Origin of the sequence: Mangrovimonas xylaniphaga (genome assembly GCF_001280435.1) — a bacterium.
Taxonomy (GTDB): domain Bacteria; phylum Bacteroidota; class Bacteroidia; order Flavobacteriales; family Flavobacteriaceae; genus Mangrovimonas_A; species Mangrovimonas_A xylaniphaga.
Window position 1 is genome coordinate 300,466 of the sequence record NZ_LBIP01000013.1, and the last position, 23,109, is coordinate 323,574.

The 23,109-nt window shown below is 38.4% G+C and carries 24 protein-coding genes; 12 read left to right on the forward strand and 12 right to left on the reverse strand.

The window, feature by feature from the left end; genetic code table 11:
- Positions 1-72: 72 nt before the first annotated feature.
- Positions 73-1,434: a hypothetical protein gene (locus tag ZA06_RS01455; RefSeq protein WP_053975636.1), complete on the reverse strand. Its 1,362-nt coding sequence runs from the start codon at positions 1,432-1,434 to the stop codon at positions 73-75.
- A gap of 186 nt (positions 1,435-1,620) precedes the next feature.
- On the opposite strand from ZA06_RS01455, the gene ZA06_RS01460 reads away from it, so the two are divergent.
- Both ZA06_RS01460 and pckA read left to right on the forward strand, forming a co-directional pair.
- Complete coding sequence (locus tag ZA06_RS01460) at positions 1,621-2,409, forward strand: universal stress protein (protein WP_053975637.1); 789 nt, start codon at positions 1,621-1,623, stop codon at positions 2,407-2,409.
- Positions 2,410-2,488: 79 nt separating this feature from the next.
- Positions 2,489-4,123: a phosphoenolpyruvate carboxykinase (ATP) gene (pckA, locus tag ZA06_RS01465; RefSeq protein ID WP_053975638.1), complete on the forward strand. Its 1,635-nt coding sequence runs from the start codon at positions 2,489-2,491 to the stop codon at positions 4,121-4,123.
- A gap of 72 nt (positions 4,124-4,195) precedes the next feature.
- Here the strand turns inward: pckA and ZA06_RS01470 are convergent, their stop codons facing one another.
- The 4 genes from ZA06_RS01470 to ZA06_RS01485 form a co-directional block, all read right to left on the reverse strand.
- Complete coding sequence (locus ZA06_RS01470; RefSeq protein WP_053975639.1) at positions 4,196-5,098, reverse strand: TIGR01777 family oxidoreductase; 903 nt, start codon at positions 5,096-5,098, stop codon at positions 4,196-4,198.
- Between the two features lie 119 nt (positions 5,099-5,217).
- Complete coding sequence (gene mnmD, locus ZA06_RS01475) at positions 5,218-5,904, reverse strand: tRNA (5-methylaminomethyl-2-thiouridine)(34)-methyltransferase MnmD (protein ID WP_053975640.1); 687 nt, start codon at positions 5,902-5,904, stop codon at positions 5,218-5,220.
- A 4-nt stretch (positions 5,905-5,908) separates the two neighbouring features.
- Positions 5,909-6,346, reverse strand: coding sequence for a hypothetical protein (locus ZA06_RS01480; RefSeq protein WP_053975641.1), 438 nt, complete (start codon positions 6,344-6,346; stop codon positions 5,909-5,911).
- Between the two features lies 1 nt (position 6,347).
- Positions 6,348-6,851, reverse strand: coding sequence for a DUF4920 domain-containing protein (locus ZA06_RS01485; protein ID WP_053975642.1), 504 nt, complete (start codon positions 6,849-6,851; stop codon positions 6,348-6,350).
- Between the two features lie 114 nt (positions 6,852-6,965).
- Between ZA06_RS01485 and ZA06_RS01490 the strand changes: the two genes are divergently transcribed.
- Positions 6,966-8,036: a branched-chain amino acid aminotransferase gene (locus ZA06_RS01490; RefSeq protein ID WP_053975643.1), complete on the forward strand. Its 1,071-nt coding sequence runs from the start codon at positions 6,966-6,968 to the stop codon at positions 8,034-8,036.
- 46 nt (positions 8,037-8,082) lie between these two features.
- On the opposite strand, the gene ZA06_RS01495 is transcribed toward ZA06_RS01490, so the two are convergent.
- The gene (locus tag ZA06_RS01495; RefSeq protein ID WP_053975644.1) at positions 8,083-8,469 is read right to left on the reverse strand and encodes a pyrophosphohydrolase domain-containing protein; all 387 of its coding nucleotides are present in this window, start codon (positions 8,467-8,469) and stop codon (positions 8,083-8,085) included.
- A 78-nt stretch (positions 8,470-8,547) separates the two neighbouring features.
- Between ZA06_RS01495 and ZA06_RS01500 the strand changes: the two genes are divergently transcribed.
- The 3 genes from ZA06_RS01500 (at position 8,548) to crcB (ending at position 10,565) form a co-directional block, all read left to right on the forward strand.
- Complete coding sequence (locus ZA06_RS01500; RefSeq protein ID WP_053975645.1) at positions 8,548-8,733, forward strand: hypothetical protein; 186 nt, start codon at positions 8,548-8,550, stop codon at positions 8,731-8,733.
- Positions 8,734-9,128: 395 nt separating this feature from the next.
- The gene (locus ZA06_RS01505) at positions 9,129-10,190 is read left to right on the forward strand and encodes an SRPBCC family protein (RefSeq protein ID WP_053975646.1); all 1,062 of its coding nucleotides are present in this window, start codon (positions 9,129-9,131) and stop codon (positions 10,188-10,190) included.
- 9 nt (positions 10,191-10,199) lie between these two features.
- Positions 10,200-10,565 (forward strand): fluoride efflux transporter CrcB, encoded by a 366-nt coding sequence (crcB, locus tag ZA06_RS01510; protein ID WP_053975647.1) that lies wholly within the window; start codon positions 10,200-10,202, stop codon positions 10,563-10,565.
- A 14-nt stretch (positions 10,566-10,579) separates the two neighbouring features.
- Here crcB and ZA06_RS01515 read toward each other — a convergent pair whose 3' ends face one another.
- Entirely contained in the window at positions 10,580-11,182 is a 603-nt protein-coding gene (locus tag ZA06_RS01515) for a DUF1684 domain-containing protein (RefSeq protein WP_053975648.1), read from the reverse strand.
- A 235-nt stretch (positions 11,183-11,417) separates the two neighbouring features.
- Between ZA06_RS01515 and ZA06_RS01520 the strand changes: the two genes are divergently transcribed.
- Entirely contained in the window at positions 11,418-12,629 is a 1,212-nt protein-coding gene (locus ZA06_RS01520) for an MDR family MFS transporter (protein WP_053975649.1), read from the forward strand.
- A gap of 17 nt (positions 12,630-12,646) precedes the next feature.
- The gene (locus tag ZA06_RS01525) at positions 12,647-13,615 is read left to right on the forward strand and encodes a YpdA family putative bacillithiol disulfide reductase (protein ID WP_053975650.1); all 969 of its coding nucleotides are present in this window, start codon (positions 12,647-12,649) and stop codon (positions 13,613-13,615) included.
- Between the two features lie 3 nt (positions 13,616-13,618).
- Here the strand turns inward: ZA06_RS01525 and ZA06_RS01530 are convergent, their stop codons facing one another.
- Positions 13,619-14,062: an Lrp/AsnC family transcriptional regulator gene (locus tag ZA06_RS01530; protein WP_053975651.1), complete on the reverse strand. Its 444-nt coding sequence runs from the start codon at positions 14,060-14,062 to the stop codon at positions 13,619-13,621.
- A gap of 118 nt (positions 14,063-14,180) precedes the next feature.
- Here ZA06_RS01530 and ZA06_RS01535 point away from each other — a divergent pair, with 118 nt between their 5' ends.
- Positions 14,181-14,576, forward strand: a complete 396-nt coding sequence (locus ZA06_RS01535; RefSeq protein ID WP_053975652.1) for a hypothetical protein — start codon at positions 14,181-14,183, stop codon at positions 14,574-14,576.
- Positions 14,577-14,848: 272 nt separating this feature from the next.
- Here the strand turns inward: ZA06_RS01535 and ZA06_RS01540 are convergent, their stop codons facing one another.
- From ZA06_RS01540 to ZA06_RS01550, 3 genes are all read right to left on the reverse strand, one after another.
- A complete protein-coding gene (locus ZA06_RS01540; protein WP_053975653.1) occupies positions 14,849-16,147 on the reverse strand; it encodes a DUF445 domain-containing protein in 1,299 nt (432 codons plus the stop codon).
- A 148-nt stretch (positions 16,148-16,295) separates the two neighbouring features.
- Positions 16,296-19,715, reverse strand: coding sequence for a methylmalonyl-CoA mutase family protein (locus tag ZA06_RS01545; protein ID WP_053975654.1), 3,420 nt, complete (start codon positions 19,713-19,715; stop codon positions 16,296-16,298).
- A 258-nt stretch (positions 19,716-19,973) separates the two neighbouring features.
- Entirely contained in the window at positions 19,974-20,552 is a 579-nt protein-coding gene (locus ZA06_RS01550; RefSeq protein WP_053975655.1) for a hypothetical protein, read from the reverse strand.
- Positions 20,553-20,764: 212 nt separating this feature from the next.
- Here ZA06_RS01550 and ZA06_RS01555 point away from each other — a divergent pair, with 212 nt between their 5' ends.
- The 3 genes from ZA06_RS01555 to ZA06_RS01565 all read left to right on the forward strand — a co-directional run bounded on the left by ZA06_RS01555 (position 20,765) and on the right by ZA06_RS01565 (position 22,320).
- Complete coding sequence (locus ZA06_RS01555; RefSeq protein WP_053975656.1) at positions 20,765-21,475, forward strand: DUF4197 domain-containing protein; 711 nt, start codon at positions 20,765-20,767, stop codon at positions 21,473-21,475.
- A 317-nt stretch (positions 21,476-21,792) separates the two neighbouring features.
- Positions 21,793-22,011, forward strand: coding sequence for a Lacal_2735 family protein (locus ZA06_RS01560; protein ID WP_053975657.1), 219 nt, complete (start codon positions 21,793-21,795; stop codon positions 22,009-22,011).
- An 81-nt stretch (positions 22,012-22,092) separates the two neighbouring features.
- The gene (locus tag ZA06_RS01565; protein ID WP_053975658.1) at positions 22,093-22,320 is read left to right on the forward strand and encodes a Lacal_2735 family protein; all 228 of its coding nucleotides are present in this window, start codon (positions 22,093-22,095) and stop codon (positions 22,318-22,320) included.
- Here ZA06_RS01565 and ZA06_RS01570 read toward each other — a convergent pair.
- The gene (locus tag ZA06_RS01570; RefSeq protein WP_053975659.1) at positions 22,289-23,086 is read right to left on the reverse strand and encodes an ABC transporter substrate-binding protein; all 798 of its coding nucleotides are present in this window, start codon (positions 23,084-23,086) and stop codon (positions 22,289-22,291) included. The genes ZA06_RS01565 and ZA06_RS01570 overlap by 32 nt on opposite strands.
- Between the last annotated feature and the right edge of the window lie 23 nt (positions 23,087-23,109).

The following is a 23,109-nucleotide window of genomic DNA, read 5'->3' on the forward strand; positions in this document are numbered from 1 at the left end:
TCCAAAGTTTTGGAATCTTAAAAAAGGCCGTTCAAATTGAACGGCCTTTCGTTTTTAATAAATATAGGTATACTAGTTTAAAAGGTATTGAAACTGCAGGACAGCCATCCATTTATTGTCCGACTGAAATGTATTGCCATCTACTTCTGAAAATACAGGGCGATTTTGCCCATCTAAGGTAAATTTCATGCGCTGTCCATCCACATACCAATTAAGTCCAAATCGATAACAAAAGGCCGCCTCGTCCAAGGCTTCGTATTGCCCCCACTGGCCAGCAGTATACAACTGTAGATTATCCCATAATCTCTTACTTTCCTTATTCCCCAACATAAGCCCCGTTTGGTAATAAACCGCACTACCAGTTCCAACTGCAGGAAATCCATTTCCTTTTCCATTAATTTCTACAACATCATCTAAACTTCCAAAAGCAGGATTGTTAACGCCTAACATTCGCAAATAATCAGGTCCCATATCATAATTATAATAGGCCACATATCCCGTTAACGCTTTGGCAAAAGAAAGACTCACAGGCTCCTCATAAAATAAATCTACCGACCATAAATTTAAGTCGTGGTATTGTATGATGCCATTCTTAAGGGAAGCCATAGCCTCTTGCTGAAACTTAGCTCCTGCACCCAAAGCCAAAATATGCTTCTTCCCCAAATAGGTTCCCTTAAAATTAGGCCCCAACACCGATTCCTTCTCCAGAAAATCATACTTAACATATCCCGTATACTGTAATTGCAAATCGTCATATGAAAAGTCGGCAGTTCCTTCAACCAATTTTGGAACTGCGGCTCCGGTATGGGTATGATCATAAGGAATGATGACCCCAATCCTGTAATTAAAGCGCTGCAAGTCCCCAAATAGAAAACAACCTAGATTACGGGTAATGTCATCTGTTCTATTCAGGGTTGGTTGTGCCATTAGGGGTAAATCAAGTGCAAGCATTTCCGTTGTGGAAGGAGCCGTATAACGCGAAAGCCCGTCCCAAGTGGATTTCCCCATTGCAATATGGAATTGATCAACAACCTTAAAGGAGCCATATAAATCCAAAAATTCAGGATCCGGCCAACCTTCACTCATATTATTATAGTTGTTCTGCCCTATAAGTGCATAAAACTTGAAACGCTCCCCAACCTTCCAACTCGTTCCTATTCGGTAACGTCGTAATGACATATCTATACTATAGGAACTAAGGTCTCCATTCTCCACTGTACTTCCAGGATTCCATTGTGTATAGCGCAGCCAAGTTTGGGCCGAGGCAGCAAATTTCAATTGCACATTGGGAGACTCTGCCAAAGTCCATTCTAAAGGAGTTGGTTTTCCTTGGGCAAAAATTTCCAAATTTGCCAAGACAATAAATAATAGTACGGTTAATCTTAAACCATTTTTTTGAAGAGATCCCGATGAGGCTTCTGTAAGAAATTTCACAGTAATGATGCTTTATAATTTTGAAGTTTTTACGAAATCGTTTGAAATACTTTTCCCAGACAAAACCCTGTGTTTCAAAACGAAAACTGCACGAAACTAAATCATAAAATGTTCTTTTTTTATGATATTTCTCATAGTTTTTGAGGCTATTTGAATCTACATTTGAAATATCAAATTCCAAGAATCATGAAAACTATTTCAACAATTTTAGTCCCGTTCGATTTTTCCGAGGTTGCTCAAAATGCTCTGAAATATGCAACCCATTTTGTGGAAAACAATCCAAAGGCAAAAATTATACTTGCCCATGTGGTGGAGAACGAACAAACTGCTGAACTAGAGGCAAAGCTAAATGATATCGTTAAGCTGTTCGGCAAAAACCTTAAACATCCCATAACACCTATAGTAGTAAAAGGCAAAATGATAGATGCTTTGTTAGATATTGAACATACAAACCCTATCGATTTGGTAATTATGGGGACCTGCCCTAAAGGAACCGACTGCAACTTACAGACCAAAACTTCCGAATTTGTCTTGGTATCAAAAAGCCCTGTAATTGTGATTCCTGACGGCTACAAAAAAATTACACCTAAAAAGATATCACTTATTATTGATAAAGAGGAAATTCATAATAAAAAAATATTTGAAGTCCTCTTGGATGTGGCAAGACGCTTCAACGCCTCGGTGGATGTTTTAACCGTTGTCAATAAAGATGAGGAGCATTTTGGATATTCTGAAAACGATGAAAACAATGAGAATGCCATTATCTATTACCTGGAAAACTTCTATTCCCACCATGCTTTTATAGAAGACGAAAACATTGTGGACGGCATCTTTTCCTATGTAGACCATAACAATATTGACCTCATCGCCATTTTGTCCAAAAACCATGCAATACAATCCATAGCATCTGAAGGGAAATTAACCAAGGCTCTTAGCCAACAATCAAAAGTTCCTTTATTGGCTATCGATCTATAATAATTCAAAATCATACCCAAGGGTATGGCCATTTCAAAAACATTTAACAAACAAAATTAACCTAAAACGTAAAAAAGTCATGGAAGCAGTAGTAAATCAAGACCAAACCCTGGATTTAAGCCAATATGGTTTAAAAGATGTTACAGCTCACTGGAACCTAGCTCCTGAAGAACTTCAGAGAATTACTCTTGAACAGGGAATGGGAACGGAAACCGAAAATGGAACACTTTGTGTAAACACAGGTAAGTTTACCGGAAGATCTCCAAAAGATCGCTTTTTGGTAAAAGATGCCTACACCAAAGATAAAGTATGGTGGGGACGAATCAATAAGCCTATTGAGCCGGAACAATTTGACGCTCTATATGACGAAGTGACCAATTACCTTTCTGGAAAAGACGTGTACGTGCGTGATGGCTATGTATGTGCTCACCCAGAATACCAAATGAACGTAAGAACCATTACAGAATACCCATGGTCCAACTACTTTGTAAAAAACATGTTCCTTCGTTTTAATGAAGAGGAGCTTGAAAATTTTGAAGAAGAATGGTTGGTAGTGTGTGCTCCTGGATATTCGGCTCCAAACCCAAAAGAAGTAGGCTTGCTTGACGGTAACTTCTCTATTTTGAATTTCACCAAGAAAATTGCCTTGGTTGGAGGATCTGCCTATACAGGGGAAATGAAAAAAGGAATTTTCTCTGCCCTAAACCTTATTCTACCTATTGAAAAAGACGTATTGCCAATGCACTGTTCTGCCAATGTTGGAGAAGATGGAGACACTGCCATATTCTTTGGACTTTCCGGAACAGGAAAAACTACCCTATCTGCCGATCCTGATAGAAAATTAATTGGAGACGATGAACACGGATGGACAAAAGAAAATATCATTTTCAACTTTGAAGGAGGTTGCTACGCTAAAGTAATTGACCTTACCGAAGAAAAAGAACCAGACATCTTTAGAGCAATTCGTCCAGGTGCCTTGTTGGAAAACATAGTCTTTAAACCAGGTACTAAGGAAGTGGATTTTGCAGATAGCTCTATTACACAAAACACTCGTGTGAGCTACCCAATAGATCATATTGACAACATCCAACAACCGTCATATGCAACCAACCCTAAAAACATCTTTTTCTTAACCTGTGATGCCTTTGGTGTATTGCCTCCTGTATCCAAATTAACTCCGGGACAGGCTGCATACCACTTCATTTCCGGTTACACTGCAAAAGTTGCGGGAACAGAAGCAGGAATTACTGAGCCAGTACCATCCTTCTCTGCTTGTTTTGGTGAACCATTTATGCCATTACACCCAGCTGTATATGCCGAAATGTTGAGCGACAAAATGCAAGAAGCCGGCGTAAATGTTTGGTTGATCAACACAGGATGGAGCGGCGGCCCTTACGGTGTTGGTTCCAGAATAAAACTAAAATATACACGTGCTATGATTTCAGCCATCTTGAAAGGTGAATTGGAAAATGTACCTTTCAAACCACACCCAATCTTCGGATTGTTCATGCCAGAATATTGCCCAGGTGTGCCAACCGAAATTTTGGACCCAATCAATACTTGGCTACAAAAAGGCGTGTATATCAGTAAATCTATTCAATTAGCACATTCCTTCCATATTAACTTCGATAAGTTCGCTAACCAAGCTTCCGAAGAGATTATTCAAGGAGGACCACTAATTGATACTCATCACACTTTAGGTGATACTTTTTAAGTTTATTTGATTGTTTAACTTGAAAAAGGTTGTCTGTAACGGACAACCTTTTTTGATTTTATGGGTAGAGAATTATAACAAATCCCTTAAAGCCATCTCCAGTTTAGGGTATTTAAATGAAAACCCCAGGGCTTCTACTTTTTTACTGCATACCAATTGGCTCTCAAACAACAGTTGGTGCATATCGCCCAGGACTAATTTCATAAAACTTTTAGGAATATTTGGCATGATTAAAGGCTTATGTAAATCTTTGGCGATAATGTGAAGCATTTCTTTATTGGTTACCGGATTAGGTGCCACACCATTAAAAATACCAGATTCCTTATTGATTAATACAAAAAGAAACAATCTGGCTAAATCCTTTACATGAATCCAAGATTGCCATTGACTGCCATCACCAAAGGTAGCCCCCATTCCATAGCGAACAGGTTGCACCAATTTTGGTAGTGCCCCTTCATTATGACCCAAAACCAAACCAATTCTAATTTTGGTAACCTTCATTCCCAATTCTGAAAAGGCATCGGCTGCGGCTTCCCATTGCTCTGTCACCGTTCCTAAAAAAGAAGGAGATACTTCCTTTACATCTTCGTCATAATATCGGGTAAGGGAATCAGGGTAAATCCCAATCGCACTGGCGCTGATAAGGTGTTTGATGGTAAAATTATTTTCAGAAATACGCTCTCGCAATAAATTTAAAGAAGAAATTCGGCTCTTTAAAATGGTCTCTTTGTAACTTTTGGTCCAACGTTTGGAAATTGATGCTCCCGCCAAATTGATAATAGCATCGACACCTTCAAAACAAGCCATATCAATCTCTCCCTTTGCGGGGTTCCAATAAAATCCTTTATAATGAGCTTGATTTTCGAGCTTGTTCTTGGAAGTCGTCAAATAATGTACTGCAATGTCCTTTTTAGCACACTGAGCAACAATTGCCTTCCCCACAAGTCCTGTAGCGCCTGTAATTAAAACTGTCATATTGCCTTTTTTATAAAGTTAGGAAATGCCACTGGTATTCAACCCTCTTTTAATTTAGGTTTAACAAAGATTTCTTACAAACAAATGATTTGTAACACATAGGAAAGTCCCATCCAAACTTATTCAGGTTTGTAGGCGCGTAACATTTCACGCTTGCCAGGAGGTCCAGGAAGTTTATCTACCTTAAACCCTACGGCCAACATGGCTCGACGCACACTACCCTTTGCCGAATAGGTTACCAAAACGCTATTTGGACTTAAGGCTTCATACATAATTTTAAAAATATCTTCAGTCCACAGCTCAGGTTGCACTCTGGCTCCAAAAGCATCAAAATAAATGAGATCAAAGCAATTAACCTCATCAATATCCTTAAATTCCTTTTGTTGTTTTTGAAGTGTAAACAAAGAAGTTATTTCGTGAGCTGTCTGCCAATCCACCTTGTGCAAAGCTTCAAACTGAGGTGTTCGATCTTCTATTGAAAGTTGTTCTGGGTAATTTAATAATTGAAGTTCTTTGGGCTTAACTGGAAAAGCCTCCACTCCAACATAATAGATGGAACAATTCAATTTCTCGGCCTCTAATAAAGTTAAAAACGCATTCAACCCAGTTCCGAAGCCTATTTCCAAAATACTAAGCGGTTCCGATTGGGAACCTGAGAAATTTTCAACCTTATACTGAAGACCGTGTTTAATAAACACATGCTGCGCCTCTTGAATGGCACCGTGTTTAGAATGGTACTGTTCATCCCAATCTTCAATTTGGATGGTCTTGGAACCATCTCCGGTAGTAATAATTTTACGCTTCACTAAATTAGTTAATCAACAGTTTTTGAATTCTAGGAATTGGTCCTGTACACCCCATGTTGTGGCAAGAAATACAGAGATTCACGGTAGCATTGAAACGTGTTTCCAAAGACTGGGTAGAAGTAGAATCGTATAAACGTTGCTCTGCTTCAATAAAGGCTTTGGACATCGCCTCAAAAGCTTCGGTGCGGTCTTTAAAATCGGAAAGTTCTGCCGAATGAATCTTTAAAAAATGATTAGGAAATTCCGTTGGCATTGTCCCTGAAAGAATATCTTGCTTTAATTCAGCCTTGAAATTATACATCTCATTCATAAGGTTGGCCATTTCCGATGGCACATACATATCATATTTGACAGGTACTTCAGTTTCTACCATAGCCTCCTTAGGCTGTTGGCCACAACTGCAAAAAACAGCTAACAAAAGCAAAATTGCAATATGCCTCATGCTACTCATCCTTTAGCAATACGCCATCCGCCAAAAACGCATACGTACGCTCAGGATCGGTTATTTTTGCGATATCTTCCTCACTTTCTCCTGCATCTTGTGCATAGTGACGCAATTCGGCTACAGAAGTTTCAGACACATATGCCATTCCGTTTATAATGACTTCTTTTCCGGCTATATTTTTCGGCACAAAAAAACCATAATCTCTAAACTTTACCATCACTTGTTTCTCATCTCCTAAATCCAACTTCATCCAACATCCTTTGGCCTGGCATACTTCATCAACCTTGGCAACAACCTTAGTTGACAAACTGTCGCCTGCGCTAATGGATTCATACAAACTGGCTAAATCTGATGCTGCAATGGCATTATTGGCCCCTGTAGAATTTCCATAAGACACATAAGCTATTTCTTTTTTAGCTTCTTGATTTGCCAAATCCTTGGATTCATTTTTACAGGACACCAACAATAAAGCCACGGTAAATAAGGAGAAAAATGTTTTCATAGAATTTAGAATGTTTATGAATCTGGCTACTAAGATACTCCTTTTATTAGACAATTTAATGATTTCAATTCCCTATAAATTTCATAGTTTTGTAAGCACACTAAAAACACTACGATGCAGAATACAACACACACTCAAGATATAGAAATCACCAAATGTCAAGACAGCAAGATAAATGAGATTGATTTTGACAATTTGGCTTTTGGAAAAGTATTTTCAGACCACATGTTGGTTTGTGATTATAAAAACGGTGCTTGGGAAGCTCCTAAAGTGATGCCTTACCAAAATATTAGTATGGCCCCTTCGGCTAAGATTTTCCACTATGGACAATCTGTTTTCGAAGGGATGAAAGCTTATAAAGATGCTAATAACGACACGTTTTTATTTCGCCCACTAGACAATTGCAAACGCTTAAATATTTCAGCTAAACGATTGGCTATCCCAGAAGTGCCTGAAAACTATTTTATGGAAGGACTTAAGGCTTTATTGGAAATAGATGAGCAATGGATTCCTAAAGCTGACCAAGGTTCTTTGTACATTCGTCCATTTATTTTTGCTTCAGGAGAAGGTTTTCATGCATCTCCTGCAAATGAATACAAATTTATCATTGCAACAGCGCCTTCTGGGCCTTATTTCTCTGGTAAGGTAAGCGTACTGATTGAGCAAATCTATTCGCGCTCTGCCAATGGTGGAGTTGGATACGCCAAGGCGGGTGGCAACTATGCAGGACAATTCTACCCTACCCAATTAGCTATTGAAAAAGGATACAATCAGGTTATTTGGACCGATGACAGCACCCATGAATTTATTGAAGAAGCAGGTGCCATGAATATTTTTATAAGAATAAAAGATACTTTAATCACTGCACCAACTAGCGATCGTATTTTGGATGGAATTACCAGAAAAAGTATTATTGAAATTGCCAAAGCAGAAGGTATTAATGTAGAAGTACGTCCACTTTCTGTTCATGAAGTAGTAGACGCCGCAAAAAATGGTGACCTTATGGAAATGTTTGGATCGGGGACTGCTGCGGTTATTTCCCCTATTGCATCTTTTGGTTATAAAAACAATGATTACGATTTACCTCAATTGGAAAACAGTTATGCTTCCATTTTGAAAAAACGCATTACAGATATTCAATATAACAGAACCGAAGATCCTTATGGATGGCGAGTTAAGATATAATGAACAAACACAATAAAAAAAGAGAAGCATTTGGCTTCTCTTTTTTTTATTCCTCTAGAATACTTGCAATATCCGGTTTAAAATAGTTAGGGCCTTTCAACACCTTTCCATCCTCTCTGTAAATGGGTTCTCCATCTTCTCCCAATTTACTCATATTGCTACGTTGGATTTCTTCGAATACGGCCTCGATTTTATGTTGCAATCCGTGTTCTATAATAGTCCCACATAAAATATAAAGCATGTCTCCCAAGGCATCAGCCACTTCTACCAAATCCCCATTATTGGCGGCTTCTAAATATTCTTCATTTTCCTCTCGCATCAATTTATAACGCAACAGGTTTTTATCTTGACCTAGGTCGGCTTTAGGGGTTTCCAAATGACCAATCTTGAATGCAGTGTGAAAGGCTTTAACCGCCTCGATGTTTTTTTTCATTGCAGTAATCCTATTTTTTATGATGTCTTTTTGAATTGTTTATAAACTGATTCTGTATTTTTGCCTAAAAATAGATATATGTTTACAAAAGGTCAATGGATTTTCGGGATTTTATTTGCCATCGCATTTATTGCCATCATAACCTATACCTATAGAAAGGATTTAAAACTTCACCGCAAGTACTATAAGGGAACGGTTTGGATCTTAATCGGTTTTATAGCCTTTATACTATTTATTGCTGCTATCAAGTTTGTGCTTATGTAGTCAAACCTTATTTTTAATTTATTATTTTGAGTTCCTTCTACCAAATAAACTCCCTCTAATTTTCATTCATATATAAAAGAACCATTTTACGTTTTCAACTATCAAAAAATCCCCTATAAAGGGGATTTTTTACTACAAAATGTACTCATATATTTACCTTTTCTTAAATGCTTAACGCTATAAGATCTTTGAAACAACCAACCAAAGCTAAAAACCCCTTCTCCATTAGCCTATAGTATGGTAGCAGTATAAATTTTATACATTCAATTGTTTTTAGCTAATTAAATCCCCGTCATCGGGGATTTTTTGTATACAAAAACACCTACATTATTACTACGAACAAAATTAAATTTCTTCAAAATTGATTACCTTTGATTAACATCAATGCCTTCAAAATGAAATTTTTTAAATACTTTCTATTTCTTGTCCTTATAGCCTGTATCGCCTTAGCGATTTACATTGCCGTACAACCAAATTCTTATGAGGTTAAGCGTGAACTCACCATAGAAGCCCCCGTCTCCGTAGCTTATGAAAACGTTGTTGACCTTAAAAATTGGGAAGCTTGGTCACCTTGGGTAGAAAAAGATCCCAATACCGACATAACTTTGGGAGAAAACACTCTAGGAGTTGGTGGATCTTATTCTTGGACAGACTCCCACGGGAAAGGATCAATGAAAACTAAAGAAGTAGAAGATAATACATCCATTGATCAGGAATTACGATTTGACAATTATGAGCCCTCCAATATCCATTGGAAATTTGAAGCCTTGGAACCAAATAAAACGAAAGTAACTTGGACCATGTCCGCCGATAAACTCCCCTTTATGTATAAAGCCTATGCATTGGCTAATGGAGGATTCGACAATATGGTTGGCCCCGATTTTGAGCGCGGATTGGTTAAATTGGACAGCGTGCTTCAAGAATCCATGAAAATTTACAACATCAAAGTCAATGGTGTAACTCAGCATAGTGGTGGTTTTTATCTTTACAATACCACATCTTGCAAAATTTCAGAAGTAAAAGCTAAAATGCAAGAAATGCTTCCCAAAGTCATTCAATATGCCTCAGCAAATAATATTTCCATCGCTGGAGCCCCCTATATTAACTACATTAAATGGGATGAGGCCAATAACGCAACCATTTTTTTATGTTGTGTTCCTACGACAGCTCAAGTTATTACTGCTGATGGAAGTGACATTCTAACAGGATATATGGATGCCTTTAGAGCTGTAGAAACTACGCTTACGGGTAACTACGACAATTTAAAAGAAGCTTGGGACATTGCCTTGAAATATGTCCCAGAACACGGATATGAATTTCAAGAAAATGGGCCTATGTTGGAAACCTACCTTACAGATCCTATTCAAACCCCAAACCCTGCAGAATGGGTGACCAAAATCTATATTGCCATTAAAAACGATAGCAGCAACTCAACTCCAGAAACAAACAGCCTTTAACTTACTTCCATGAAACATTTATTACTTGTATTTCTGGGAGGAGGCTTTGGAAGTGTGCTTAGATTTGGGATTGGGAAGCTTTGGAACAGCCATGAAACCGGTATTCCATACGGCACTTTTGCCGCCAACATTTTAGGAAGTTTACTTATCGGTATTATATTGGGATTGGCAGCAAAGAACGACACCCTTTCCCAAAGCCAAACCCTGTTTTTGGCAACTGGTTTCTGTGGCGGATTTACAACTTTCTCAACCTTTGCCTATGAAAACCATGTCTTTTTAAGAACTGGTGATTTTACAAGCTTTGCCATTTATACCATTGCAAGTTTTATCCTTGGCTTTTTGGCAGTGTTCTTGGGAATGTTTTTGGTGAAATAACTTTCAGCCAACAACTATTTCTTTTCATAAGCCTTTACACCAGCCTTAATCTCTGCATTGAGATAGTTGTCTCTTGGCACGATAGGACACGAATAACGTGCATTATAAGCACAATAAGGATTGTATGCTTTATTAAAATCTATGGTGAGGCTATCACCTTCAGGAATTTTCAAATCTATATATCGGCCACCCCCATAACTTTCATCTCCATTGGTATTGTCCAAAAATGGCAAAAACAAATAGTCCTCAAATCCTTCTTGTGTCATCAATTCCTCTCCTTGATAAACTTTAAGCTCATAGGAGATTCCTTTTAATTCAAACTTCAAAACGCCGTATACGCGCTCTTTAGACTCTCTATCCGTAGTTGTTTTCATTAAAAACCATGGCGAATCTGGAATTCGGTGTAATGTTGCAGAGACCACATAGGAAGAATCTACATCGAAAAACGACAGCCCCTTAAAACCCTTTCGGTCTTCATCGGTCAATGGGGACATTGTAGCATCCCTAAATTCTGCATTTAACTTTTTTTGAAAGGTTGTTTCACCTAAAATTGGCTGCTTATCTTGGGCACATCCCAAAGCAAAAATTCCCAGAAATAAAAAAATTAAGAATCTCATACACATTTTTTTCGCCATCAAAAATACAACTTAAAGTTATTTTCCATAGCTTTGGATTTCAAACTTTTAAGAATATCATGTTTTCAGTCATCACAAAAAATAAGCAAACCTATTCCTCTTCGCCTAGAAGCTGGACGCTTATAAGATTGTGTTGATTGTTACCAAACAATATATCTGTAGAACGTCCGGCATATGTCGGACGTTTTTTTATGCATCAATTTTACATTAATCAAACATGGAACGAATTTTCAACAATTATATAAGCTCCTTTAAGGGACTTTCCAAAGAAGTCTGGTGGTTGGCATTAATTACCCTCATTAACCGAGCAGGAACCATGGTGGTTCCCTTTCTATCTCTTTACCTCACTAAGAGCCTCAACTTTTCTTTTAGTGATGTTGGATGGATTATGTCTGCATTTGGAGCTGGCTCGGTTTTGGGTTCCTGGCTAGGGGGTAAATTAACAGACAGACTAGGCTATTACAAAGTCATGGTCTTTAGCCTTGTAGTATCTGGGTTCTTATTTATGGGACTGCAATTTATCAGCAGTTTTATAGGCATGGTTTTAGGTGTTGGACTGTTGATGGCTGTAGCTGATATGTTTCGCCCTGCTGGGTTCGTAGCATTGAGCGCCTACAGCAAACCGGAAAACAAAACTAGATCAGTAACTTTGATACGTTTAGCTATCAATTTGGGATTTTCGGCTGGGCCGGCCATTGGTGGGATGATCATTCTCACTTTGGGATATGCAGGACTCTTTTGGGTGGATGGCATTACTTGTATAGTCGCTGGTATTTTGTTGCTCAATGTACTTAATCCCAAAACCGCTAGAGTTCAGGATGACATCATTGCTCCTGATCCAAAATCGGCATATAAAGATGGACCTTACATCCTATTTTTGATTGCCATGGTATTGTTCAGTATTGTGTTTTTACAATACTTTTCCACCATGCCCCTTTATTATGAAAAGGAGCGAATGCTTTCAGAATTTCAAATAGGGTTGCTTATGGGAATGAACGGTTTACTTATTGCCGTTTTTGAAATGCCGCTTATAAAATGGCTCGAAGGCTTAAAGTATACCAAAACCGGTCTTATAATCTCAGGTGCCCTACTTACAGCATTGAGTTTTTTGGTTCTTAACCTTAGCTCTTGGGTAGGCATTTTGATTGTAGGAATGTTATTTATGACCTTAGGCGAAATGATAGCCTTCCCCTTCTCTAATGCTTTTGCTCTTAAAAGAGCTACACGAGGTAATCAAGGAGAATACATGGCGCTGTATAGCATGGCGTTTGCCATTGCTCACATATTTGGTCACAATACAGGCATGCAGCTCATTGAGCAAGTAGGTTTTGAAAGCACTTGGTACATTATCATAGCAATCATGTTGATTTGTGTGCTACTATTAGTATTTTTAAAGCGTAAAATGGCCTATCAAAACATTAGCCAATAACCTAAAGATTTAGCATTTTGAAAATAGAAAAAGACATTATCATCATAGGCGCAGGCCCCATAGGTATTGCCTGTGCCCTTGAATGTAAACAAAGAGGATTTGATTACGTGATTTTGGAAAAGGGGGCCCTTACCAATTCACTTTTTAACTATCCTTTGAATATGACCTTTTTCTCTACTTCGGAACGATTGGAAATTAACGATGTTCCCTTCATTAGCAACAACCCAAAACCTAACCGGGATGAAGCGTTGGAATATTACCGCCGTGTTGCCACTTCTAACCAATTGAAAATTCATTTATACGAAGAAGTTTCGAGCATTCTTGAAAAAAATGGGCAATTTATAGTCACTTCGGAAAAGCAAAATTACCATGCAAAAAAAGTAATTATCGCCACTGGTTTTTATGACATCCCCAAACTACTGAATGTCCCTGGAGAAGAACTCCCTAAAGTAACCCATTACTATAAAGAGGCACATCCCTACAGCATGCAAAAAGTAATTGTGGTAGGTGCCAGCAACTCTTCCGTAGATGCTGCTTTGGAAATTTGGCGTAAAGGTGGCGACGTCACTATGGTGATTCGAGGTAAGGATATTGGTGAACGCGTTAAATATTGGGTACGCCCAGATATCCTCAACCGTATTGAAGAAGGGAGCATCAAAGCCTATTTTAATTCAGAAATACAAGAAATCAAGGAAAGTGAAGTCTTGATAAACACTTCAAAAGGAAGCATCAGCATCCCCAACGATTATGTCGTTGCTCTTACAGGATATCAACCTAATTTTAAGTTATTGGAGGCGGCCAACATTACCTTTAGTGATGATGAGAGACATATTCCAACCTATAACACAGAAACCATGGAAACCAATATTCCTGGACTCTATCTTGCGGGCGTGATTTGCGGAGGCATGGAAACCCATAAATGGTTTATTGAGAATTCACGCATCCATGCCAAACAAATAGCTGAGCATATTTCCCAAACCCTTTAACTATTATTTAAGGGGCTTGATATAGCCATTTTTGACCACATCAGACAGAACAATTTGGGTTTTGCTTTCTCCGTACACAATCAGTTGGTCAATAAAAGCCTCCAAATGCTTTTGATGTTTTAGGATGACCACCATGACGATGTTTTCATTTCCAGTAATCCTATAACAGTTCAATACCTCATCATAGGTCTTCACCTTTTCCAAAAAAGGCTTGAGCTTTCCCATAAAGGCACGAAGTGTAATAATCGCCTTGAGCTGGTAGCCCGCTTCAAAGTAAGAAACGGTAGTATGATAGTCCTCTATAATTCCGCCATCTTCCATTTTTTTGATACGCTCCGAAACTGCAGGCGAACTAATGCCCACCTGTCTCCCAATTTCAGCATTGGATTGCCTTGCATTTTGCTGCAAACACTTCAATATTTTCCAATTCAAATTATCAATACTCATTTTTAAAGTTTTTTAACTAAAAAAAATAATAATTAAACCAAATATACACTTTTACTTTAATTATTAAAGCTGAATCTGAAATCTTGTCCTTAATTTTGATATAAATTGCTATTAAACTATGTTACCTCATTTACCATCCCATTTCTCAGAACTACCTGTGTATCAAAAAGCTATAGATATTATCATATTATCTAGAAGCATTTCTACATACTTAAATCAGGATCTGAATTATCTCCGTGAAGATGGTACCGAAGACCATCACATTTATTTTACGGGGGACATTGTACAACAATCGGCTTCCTTGGCTCCAGAAATTGTCAAGGCCGAAATGGAACGCTATTCTGAAAGACGCCACAAACATATTGCGGCCCTAAGAAGAATGACCAACAGGCTCTACAGGAATTGCCGTAGATTGGAAAAATGTAACAGTAACGGCAAGGATTATATTCCTTTACTAAGACGCGAGCTTAAAACCTTTAAAAGGTTACAGCACTCTTGGATGCTTACGCTGTAAAGATTTTTTTATTGGAAGAAACACAAACGCATTATTCGGAAGCCACAGCTTCCGTTTTTTTGTTAAAAACTTTGTGTATAACTAAACGTACAATTTACTGAAATACACTTCATTATTAGTAATTTAGAATTGTCTCTAAGAACTTTTTATTACTAAGCCTTTCCTGATTTTGGTTGGTTATTACAGGAAAGGCTTTTTTATTGACTTCGCTGAAAAAACTTTCTCCCTTCCTTAAAGTATACAATTCAAATCTTCAGCTCTCCAGCAACCCTTCAAGAATGTACATCCAAAATATAAATCTTGAACACCATTATAAGCATTCCCACTAGCCCTCCAACCAAAGCACCATTTAATCTTATATACTGCAAGTCCTCCCCAACCTTTTCCTCTATTTGTTTCACCAACTCAACATTTGAAAGTTTTGCCAAACTTTCTCCAACCAATTCCCCTATGCGGTGGTGGTGTTTGTCAATTACTTCCAATAAAGTGCTCTTTAACCAAGCATCGGTACGTTCCAATTTTGAAACATCATTGTAAAACTCGTGCAACATTCTATTCACTTTATCCTTTAAAAGTTGAGTGTGTTCTGTTTCCCCAAGAAATACTTGTTCGTGAATGATCTCTTTCACCCTAGTTAAAGCCTGTTTTACCATACCAGAATCAATCAAGCGCAACAAGAATTGCTCTCCAAACGCATTAATGGTTTCTACAGCAGGATCGTCTTCCGAGGTCAAACGGTCTCCATAATCGTAAAGTTGCCTATCCAATGCCTGAATAATTTTATGATCCTCGGGAGACTCATGCATCTCCTCTATCAGTTCATACAACTGCTCTTGTATCCCTTTGGCTATTTTTGAAGGTTTTATAGCTCCTAATATCTGGCCAGCTCCAACCAACACCCCTTTAAGCACAGAGCCCTTCTTCTTCTGATTTTTCACCTGAAGCTCCACTTCAGTCGTTAAAAATTCCAAAGTTGCTGGGTCTGCAATTTTTTCTTTCAGCACCTCCAAAAACACCTTGAGCATTCCGTAATGTTCCTTATGCTCTACTATTTGCTTTAAAAACCGGCCTAAAGGCTCCGCAATATTATTTCCCTTGCAAGCGGGACGTAACAAATCCTCCAAACCAGATACCACATTGGGAGCGTCCAACTGCAACAACAAGGTTTCCAATTCTGGCTTAAGGGTTTGTTGAATAGCAGTTTGATTGTCCCCGTCCATTAAATATTCCAGAATAGGCCTGGCCAACGACATGCCTCCAATTTTATCCCTTAACATGTCTTTGGAAAGCCACTCATTGTTCACCAAGTCTACAATACCGGCAGACAACTTCTCCCTGCTTTTTACAATGATATTGGTATGACGTTTTACATAAGGAATGGGGATTTCCTGAAACAAAGCTCTTACCGCAAACCAATCGGCGACACCACCGACCACTGCGGCCTCAAATCCTGCCAACAAAATCTCTAAAAGATCACCTTCATAGATATGCAACTTCTTAAAGACAAGCCCAATGGTCATGAAACAAACCGCCAAAGCCAAAGATAGGTTTCCTAATCTATTTTTTTTCATGTTGAAAGTTTGGTCTTTCTAATGTCTTAAAAAATACTGAAAACTAAGGCTTTATTGACACAAAAAACTTCCCTATGATTTTAAAAGCCATAAAAAAATCCCGAGAAATAGCTCCTCGGGATTTCAATTATAAATTTATGTTTGGAATCTACATATTCCGTCTATACTGTCCTCCCACTTCAAACAACGCGTTGGTAATTTGTCCAAGTGAGCAAAATTTCGAGGCTTCCATCAACTGTTCAAAAATATTTTGGTTATTGATGGCTGCGTACTGTATCGCTGACAATTGCTCAGCAACTTCTTTAGCATAACGCTCGTGAAGGTTTTCCAAAGTTTTTATTTGGAATTGCTTTTCTTCTTCCGTCGCACGAATCACTTCCGCAGGGATTACCGTTGGAGAGCCCTTACTGCTCAAGAAGGTATTTACCCCAATAATAGGGAACTGCCCATTGTGCTTTAAGGTTTCGTAATACAAACTTTCTTCTTGGATTTTAGAACGCTGGTACATGGTTTCCATAGCCCCAAGAACACCGCCGCGTTCTGTAATTCTATCAAACTCTGCCAACACAGCTTCCTCAACCAAATCGGTCAATTCTTCAATGATAAAAGATCCTTGAATAGGATTCTCATTTTTAGCTAAGCCTAACTCCTTGTTAATAATCAACTGAATGGCCATAGCACGACGTACCGACTCTTCCGTTGGCGTTGTGATGGCTTCATCATAAGCATTTGTGTGCAACGAGTTACAGTTGTCATAAATAGCATAAAGCGCCTGTAATGTCGTACGGATATCATTAAAGTCAATCTCTTGGGCATGCAAGCTACGTCCTGATGTTTGAATATGGTATTTCAACATCTGTGCCCTTGGATTAGCTCCGTATTTATGCTTTAAGGACTTGGCCCAAATTCTACGCGCCACACGACCAATAACTGCATATTCAGGATCGATACCGTTAGAGAAGAAGAACGACAAGTTTGGTCCAAACTTATTGATGTCCATTTGTCGTGACAAATAATACTCCACATAGGTGAATCCGTTGGCAAGGGTCAATGCCAATTGGGTAATTGGATTGGCTCCTGCCTCTGCAATATGGTACCCAGAAATAGATACCGAATAGAAATTGCGAACATTGTTATCGATAAAGTATTCTTGTACATCTCCCATCAATCGCAAAGCGAATTCCGTAGAGAAAATACAAGTGTTCTGAGCTTGGTCTTCCTTAAGAATATCCGCTTGAACTGTTCCGCGCACTTGAGCGATAGTTTTAGCTTTAATATCGGCATAGACATCGGCAGGCAACACTTGGTCTCCTGTAACACCCAACAACATCAACCCTAAACCGTCATTTCCTTCAGGTAATTCACCATTATATTTTGGACGCTCTTTTCCTTTATAGATTTCGGCAATTTTTGCCTCCACTTCTTTTTCAAGACCATTCTCCTTAATATAAATCTCACATTGTTGATCGATTGCCGCATTCATAAAGAATCCCAGCAACATTGGTGCAGGGCCATTGATGGTCATACTTACCGAAGTCATGGCATCGGCAAGGTTGAATCCTGAATACAATTTCTTGGCATCGTCCAAACAGCAAATAGAAACTCCTGCATTTCCAATCTTTCCGTAGATATCAGGACGATGGTCTGGATCGTTTCCATAAAGCGTCACCGAATCAAATGCTGTTGACAGACGTTTGGCCGGCATTCCTAAACTTACGTAGTGGAAACGACGGTTGGTACGCTCTGGCCCACCTTCTCCGGCAAACATACGAGTTGGATCTTCACCCGTTCTCTTAAACGGATACAATCCCGAAGTATATGGAAATTCCCCAGGAACATTCTCCTGTAAACACCATCTTAAAATATCCCCCCAAGCTTGATACTTTGGAAGGGCCACTTTAGGAATCTGCGTGTGAGACAGGGATTCTGTGTGCGTTTCAATTTTTATTTCACGGTCTCTAACCTTAAAGGAATAGATAGGATTTTTATATCGGTTTACCTTTTCATCCCAACCTGTAATTACTTCCCAATTGTATGGATCAAGGTTCATTTTCATTCTGTCGAACTCCTTAATTAGAAGTTCCAATAATAATTTGTTCTCTTCAGAAACTACCAAAGTTTCGGTATCCACTCCAGAACGTGTTAATACCGGTGCTGAGCCTACAACCGTTTCAATGGTTTTATAAATACCATACAGTTTTTGCGCTACCTCTACTTGTGCCGTAGCAGTAGTATCATAAGCACGGTTGTTTTCTGCAATTTCAGAAAGGTAACGGGTTCTTGATGGAGGAATCACAAAAATCTTCTCGCTCATCTCTTTGGTGATTTCAAAAGTAGACTTTAAATCACTTTCCGACTTTTCAACCAAAGTATCCATAATGGCTTTGTACAACGAATTCATTCCTGGATCATTGAACTGCGATGCAATCGTTCCAAATACCGGCATATCATCTGGGTTGGCATGCCACAGATTGTGGTTGCGCATGTACTGTTTCTTCACATCACGCAAGGCATCCAAAGCGCCACGTTTGTCAAATTTGTTAATTGCCACCAAATCGGCAAAATCCAGCATATCGATTTTTTCCAACTGGGTTGCAGCACCAAATTCCGGCGTCATTACATATAAAGATACATCACTGTGCTCCAAAATTTCTGTATCAGACTGACCAATTCCAGAAGTTTCCAAAATAATCAAATCATACTCCGCAGCTTTTAAAACTTCCACAGCTTCATTAACGTATTTGGACAATGCTAAATTAGATTGACGTGTTGCCAAACTGCGCATGTACACTCTTGGGCTGTTAATGGCATTCATACGAATTCTATCTCCCAACAAAGCGCCTCCCGTCTTTCTCTTGGAAGGATCCACAGAAATAATCCCTACTGTTTTCTCTGGAAAATCAATTAAAAAACGTCTTACCAACTCATCCACCAAAGAGGATTTACCGGCACCTCCCGTTCCTGTAATTCCAAGCACTGGGGTATGGCTGTTTTTATTTTTAGCATGAATATCTTCTAAGGCAGCCTTGGCAACTTCTGGGAAGTTTTCCGCTGAAGAAATCACTCTCGCAATAGCTTTTGGATTCTTCTCTGCTAAATGGCTTACTTCTCCATTCAAGGAATCCCCAATGGCAAAATCGGATAACATTACCAAATCATTGATCATCCCTTGAAGTCCCATTTCACGACCATCGTCTGGCGAATAAATTCGGGTAATTCCGTAATCCATCAATTCCTGGATTTCTTCAGGTAGAATTACTCCACCACCTCCACCAAAAATCTTGATGTGCTCGGCCCCGTTCTCCTTCAATAAATCGTACATGTATTTAAAATACTCATTGTGTCCTCCTTGATAAGAGGTCATGGCAATGGCATTGGCATCTTCTTGAATGGCCGTGTTCACCACTTCTTCCACACTGCGGTCGTGTCCCAAATGGATTACTTCCACTCCTGTGGCCTGAATGATTCGGCGCATGATATTAATGGCAGCGTCGTGGCCGTCAAAAAGCGAGGCGGCAGTCACGATTCTTACTTTATGTTTAGGTTTGTAAGGTGCTATCTGTTTCATTTATAGTAAGCTATTGAATTAGTTTTTAAACTGAAAATCAAGAACCTAAGACAGTTTCAACTTTAAAACTATCTCTTCACCAAATGATTCTTTGCCAATCAGCCCTGATTTTCGAAAGGCAAATTTAAGGATTATTCAAAAAAATACCCTGTTTATCTTAAATTATCTAAAACGTTTGAGAATTATGAAGGACATTGCAATTTTCGTATAATTTATGGCCTTCTAGAAGGAGTTTTAAACTGTTCTTTCTTTATGAAATCAATTGCTGTTTCTCATGCTCATAGCCTCACGGATCAAGGCTTCTACCACAGGTTGACTATCTTCCTCAATATTCGAAGCCGTAAGTGACATTATCAAAGGTAATAGTGTACTGTCTATAGAACTGTTGTGAGGTGCTTTAATTAGTTCCATTTTCCAAAGAGAAAGTAATTCATTGATTAAAGTTGAAGATGGCTTGTAATAGTTTTTGATTTGATGGGCCAAACTCTTGGAATAACTCTTGAACAACAAGGGATTTTTAACGAGTTTAGCAAAAAACCTTTGGGTTTCGATGGCAATAGCTTGTTGGTGATTTAATGATTTTATAATGAACTCCTCACGGTTTTGTCCGTTACTTGTCTTTAAAAGCAAGAAAGTATCTACTATTAAATTGGTATGTTCCACCATGGCAAAATAATATATATCCACTCCTAGATTGGTGTTTATTACCAGCACCTCATTTTTAATAACCCCTTTAAGGAACGAGGTTAAGGTAATCACTTCAGAGCTCGATATCAGCAATTGATTTTTATAACCTTTGCTATAAATACTCACAACTTTCAGTTCAGGAGTTTCCATATCAATTCACATTACTAAATTACAATTGTGTATTTATCAATTTACCATTGTTTAAATTATCAAATCAACAAGTAACAATCCTATAAATTTAATAATTAATAATTTCTATTCAAATTTTAAGCATTTATATTATCTATCCAAACATAAACTTTGGCTATTCACAATTTATGGCACCACTTTTGTATTTTTGAAACCATTAAATTGAAAGCCCTATGAGAAAATTGATTACCATCTTCATTTGCTTAATTTCCCTAAGCACCCAAGCTCAGTTGAAAGATTTATTAAACAAGCTCCCTATCAATACCGAAGAAATAATTGGCAATGCCGATATAGCCGAAGCCCTAAGAGAAGCTCTTGACCAAGGAATCGAAAAACAGGTGGACAAGCTTACCCAAACGGACGGTTTTTACAAAAATGAATTAGTCAAGATCTTGTTCCCGGAAGACATTCAAAAGGTGGATAAAGCTCTTAGAAATGTAGGACTGGGACACCTCGCCGATGAAGGTATCAAAGTACTTAATAGAGCGGCCGAAGATGCCGTAAGTGAAGCTACTCCAATTTTTGTAAATGCAGTTAAAGAAATCACCTTTAATGACGCCAAAAACATCTTGATGGGAGAAGACAATGCTGCGACCTTATATCTTACCGATAAAACACAGACAGAGCTTTATCAAAAGTTTCACCCCGTAATCAATGCCTCCTTTAAAAAGGTAGGTGCCGACAAAATATGGGAAGCATTAATTAGTAAATACAACAGCCTTCCTTTCACTAAAGATGTCAATCCTTACCTTACAGATTACGTAACCAAAGAAGCTTTGGAGGGTGTCTACACCATGATTGCCGTGGAGGAAGCCAATATTAGGACTGATATCAGTTCTCGAACTACAGATTTGTTACAGGACGTATTTGCCATGCAGGACTAAGCAACCCCTTAAACAAGGTACACTCTCAATATTTAGAAGATCATCAGAAACATTTCACATTTAACAAACTCATTATCTTTAAGTTATTAAATGAAAGTTAATCCAAAGCTAATATTTACATAACATTAGTTATTGAATAAAACCACATCTTTGTAGTGTTAGCAAAAAAATGAAAGTTTCTTCACAAAATTAGAATTAGTAAGTTAGTTTTAAATCGGTCTCTTCATCAGGACCGATTTTTTTATGAACATAGCAATATTTTAACTTGCTGATTAACAATATTTTAGATATATTTAAAAATATTAATTGTTCTAGAAATGAAAACGTCTTCCGAACTAAAAAGCTACCAGCAGAAGCTCCTTCTAAAGTACAAAGAACTCATCGAGCAGGCTTACAATTTGCGCCAAACAGATTCGGCTTTAAGCGACATTTCAGAGTACAAAGCCATTAAACTGCTCAACAAACTTAACGAGCTCAAATACCTAAGCAGGGAAAGGGAATTGATACATCCCACACCTCCTGCCCCCATAAATTGAAATTTTACATTTTTTTAACGCACACAACACGTCTAAACCTCTCATTGGGGCGTATTTATAGTATATAAAAGCAACAAGTTTATGAACAAACATTTCTGTAAAGTAGGAACTATCAGACCGAACCTTGAGAAGGTATCAAGTCTGGACGATTTGGAAAAAAAACATTCCAATTTCATTGAAGAAGCATATAATTTGACCCAAACCGATTCTGGTTTGAGCGACGTGTTATACCATGAAGCTTCAAAACTTAGAAGGAGAATATCACGCCTTAAAGGCATTAGTTCACCTGCTCTTGATGCAGCCTTTTGAAATACTCAAATGCTTGGGTGAGCCTTGAACCGTACCACGAGAACATTTCACCATCTACTAATAGAATTTTGGCAGTGGGTGAAATGACCTCAAAGATGTTTGTATCGTCAACTTTAAACGGGTAAGGCTCACTGGATAGCAGAATGAGCTCTACACCTTCCAAAGCCGCTTCATTTAAATCAATTTCAGGGTATCTTGACAACTGTTTGAAGTAATTGTCAAACCCTTGCAACTCCATCACATAATTTATAAAGGTATCACTGGCTGCCACCATCCAAGGGGATTTCCATATGAAATAAGCCGTCTTGTATCGACCTCGACCTTCCATAAACCTTTTAAAATCCTGAAGTTGGGAACGCAGCGAATTTTTTAAGGCCTCAGCTCGATCTTCAACCGAGAACATTTCCCCATACATTTCAATAAGTTCCAAGCAATCAGAAAAATTGAGAACATCACTTATATGAACTGGAGCAACACCCACGCAAGCCTCCACAATCTCCAAGGTATTTTCTTCTTTATTGCACAGAATGATATCCGGCTGCAAAGCTTTGATTTTATCCACATGGATTTGCTTGGTACCTCCTACCACCTCCACCTGCTCCCTGATATCGTTAGGATGCACACAGAACTTGGTCACCCCTACCAAAGAATCCCGTAAACCTAAATCGCATAACAGTTCCGTTTGGCTTGGCACCAAAGACACGATACGCTTAGGCGTGTCGTGTAAAAAAACCGATCTATAAAGCTGATCTTTGAAGACTTTCATTACAACCTCTGGAGATAAACTTT

Bases quoted from the DNA above. Each gene is read 5' to 3' on its own strand.
- ZA06_RS01485 (WP_053975642.1), bottom strand. From the start codon at position 6,851: ATGAAAACATTTTTCTCCTTATTTACCGTGGCTTTATTGTTGGTGTCC.
- ZA06_RS01555 (WP_053975656.1), top strand. From the start codon at position 20,765: ATGAGAAAATTGATTACCATCTTCATTTGCTTAATTTCCCTAAGCACC.
- ZA06_RS01565 (WP_053975658.1), top strand. From the start codon at position 22,093: ATGAACAAACATTTCTGTAAAGTAGGAACTATCAGACCGAACCTTGAG.
- ZA06_RS01470 (WP_053975639.1), bottom strand. From the start codon at position 5,098: ATGACAGTTTTAATTACAGGCGCTACAGGACTTGTGGGGAAGGCAATT.
- ZA06_RS01480 (WP_053975641.1), bottom strand. From the start codon at position 6,346: ATGAGGCATATTGCAATTTTGCTTTTGTTAGCTGTTTTTTGCAGTTGT.
- ZA06_RS01505 (WP_053975646.1), top strand. From the start codon at position 9,129: ATGAAATTTTTTAAATACTTTCTATTTCTTGTCCTTATAGCCTGTATC.
- ZA06_RS01550 (WP_053975655.1), bottom strand. From the start codon at position 20,552: ATGGAAACTCCTGAACTGAAAGTTGTGAGTATTTATAGCAAAGGTTAT.
- ZA06_RS01570 (WP_053975659.1), bottom strand. From the start codon at position 23,086: ATGAAAGTCTTCAAAGATCAGCTTTATAGATCGGTTTTTTTACACGAC.
- crcB (WP_053975647.1), top strand. From the start codon at position 10,200: ATGAAACATTTATTACTTGTATTTCTGGGAGGAGGCTTTGGAAGTGTG.
- ZA06_RS01520 (WP_053975649.1), top strand. From the start codon at position 11,418: ATGGAACGAATTTTCAACAATTATATAAGCTCCTTTAAGGGACTTTCC.
- ZA06_RS01540 (WP_053975653.1), bottom strand. From the start codon at position 16,147: ATGAAAAAAAATAGATTAGGAAACCTATCTTTGGCTTTGGCGGTTTGT.
- ZA06_RS01490 (WP_053975643.1), top strand. From the start codon at position 6,966: ATGCAGAATACAACACACACTCAAGATATAGAAATCACCAAATGTCAA.
- ZA06_RS01515 (WP_053975648.1), bottom strand. From the start codon at position 11,182: ATGAGATTCTTAATTTTTTTATTTCTGGGAATTTTTGCTTTGGGATGT.
- ZA06_RS01500 (WP_053975645.1), top strand. From the start codon at position 8,548: ATGTTTACAAAAGGTCAATGGATTTTCGGGATTTTATTTGCCATCGCA.
- ZA06_RS01495 (WP_053975644.1), bottom strand. From the start codon at position 8,469: ATGAAAAAAAACATCGAGGCGGTTAAAGCCTTTCACACTGCATTCAAG.
- ZA06_RS01535 (WP_053975652.1), top strand. From the start codon at position 14,181: ATGTTACCTCATTTACCATCCCATTTCTCAGAACTACCTGTGTATCAA.
- ZA06_RS01560 (WP_053975657.1), top strand. From the start codon at position 21,793: ATGAAAACGTCTTCCGAACTAAAAAGCTACCAGCAGAAGCTCCTTCTA.
- ZA06_RS01530 (WP_053975651.1), bottom strand. From the start codon at position 14,062: ATGAGTATTGATAATTTGAATTGGAAAATATTGAAGTGTTTGCAGCAA.
- ZA06_RS01545 (WP_053975654.1), bottom strand. From the start codon at position 19,715: ATGAAACAGATAGCACCTTACAAACCTAAACATAAAGTAAGAATCGTG.
- pckA (WP_053975638.1), top strand. From the start codon at position 2,489: ATGGAAGCAGTAGTAAATCAAGACCAAACCCTGGATTTAAGCCAATAT.
- ZA06_RS01460 (WP_053975637.1), top strand. From the start codon at position 1,621: ATGAAAACTATTTCAACAATTTTAGTCCCGTTCGATTTTTCCGAGGTT.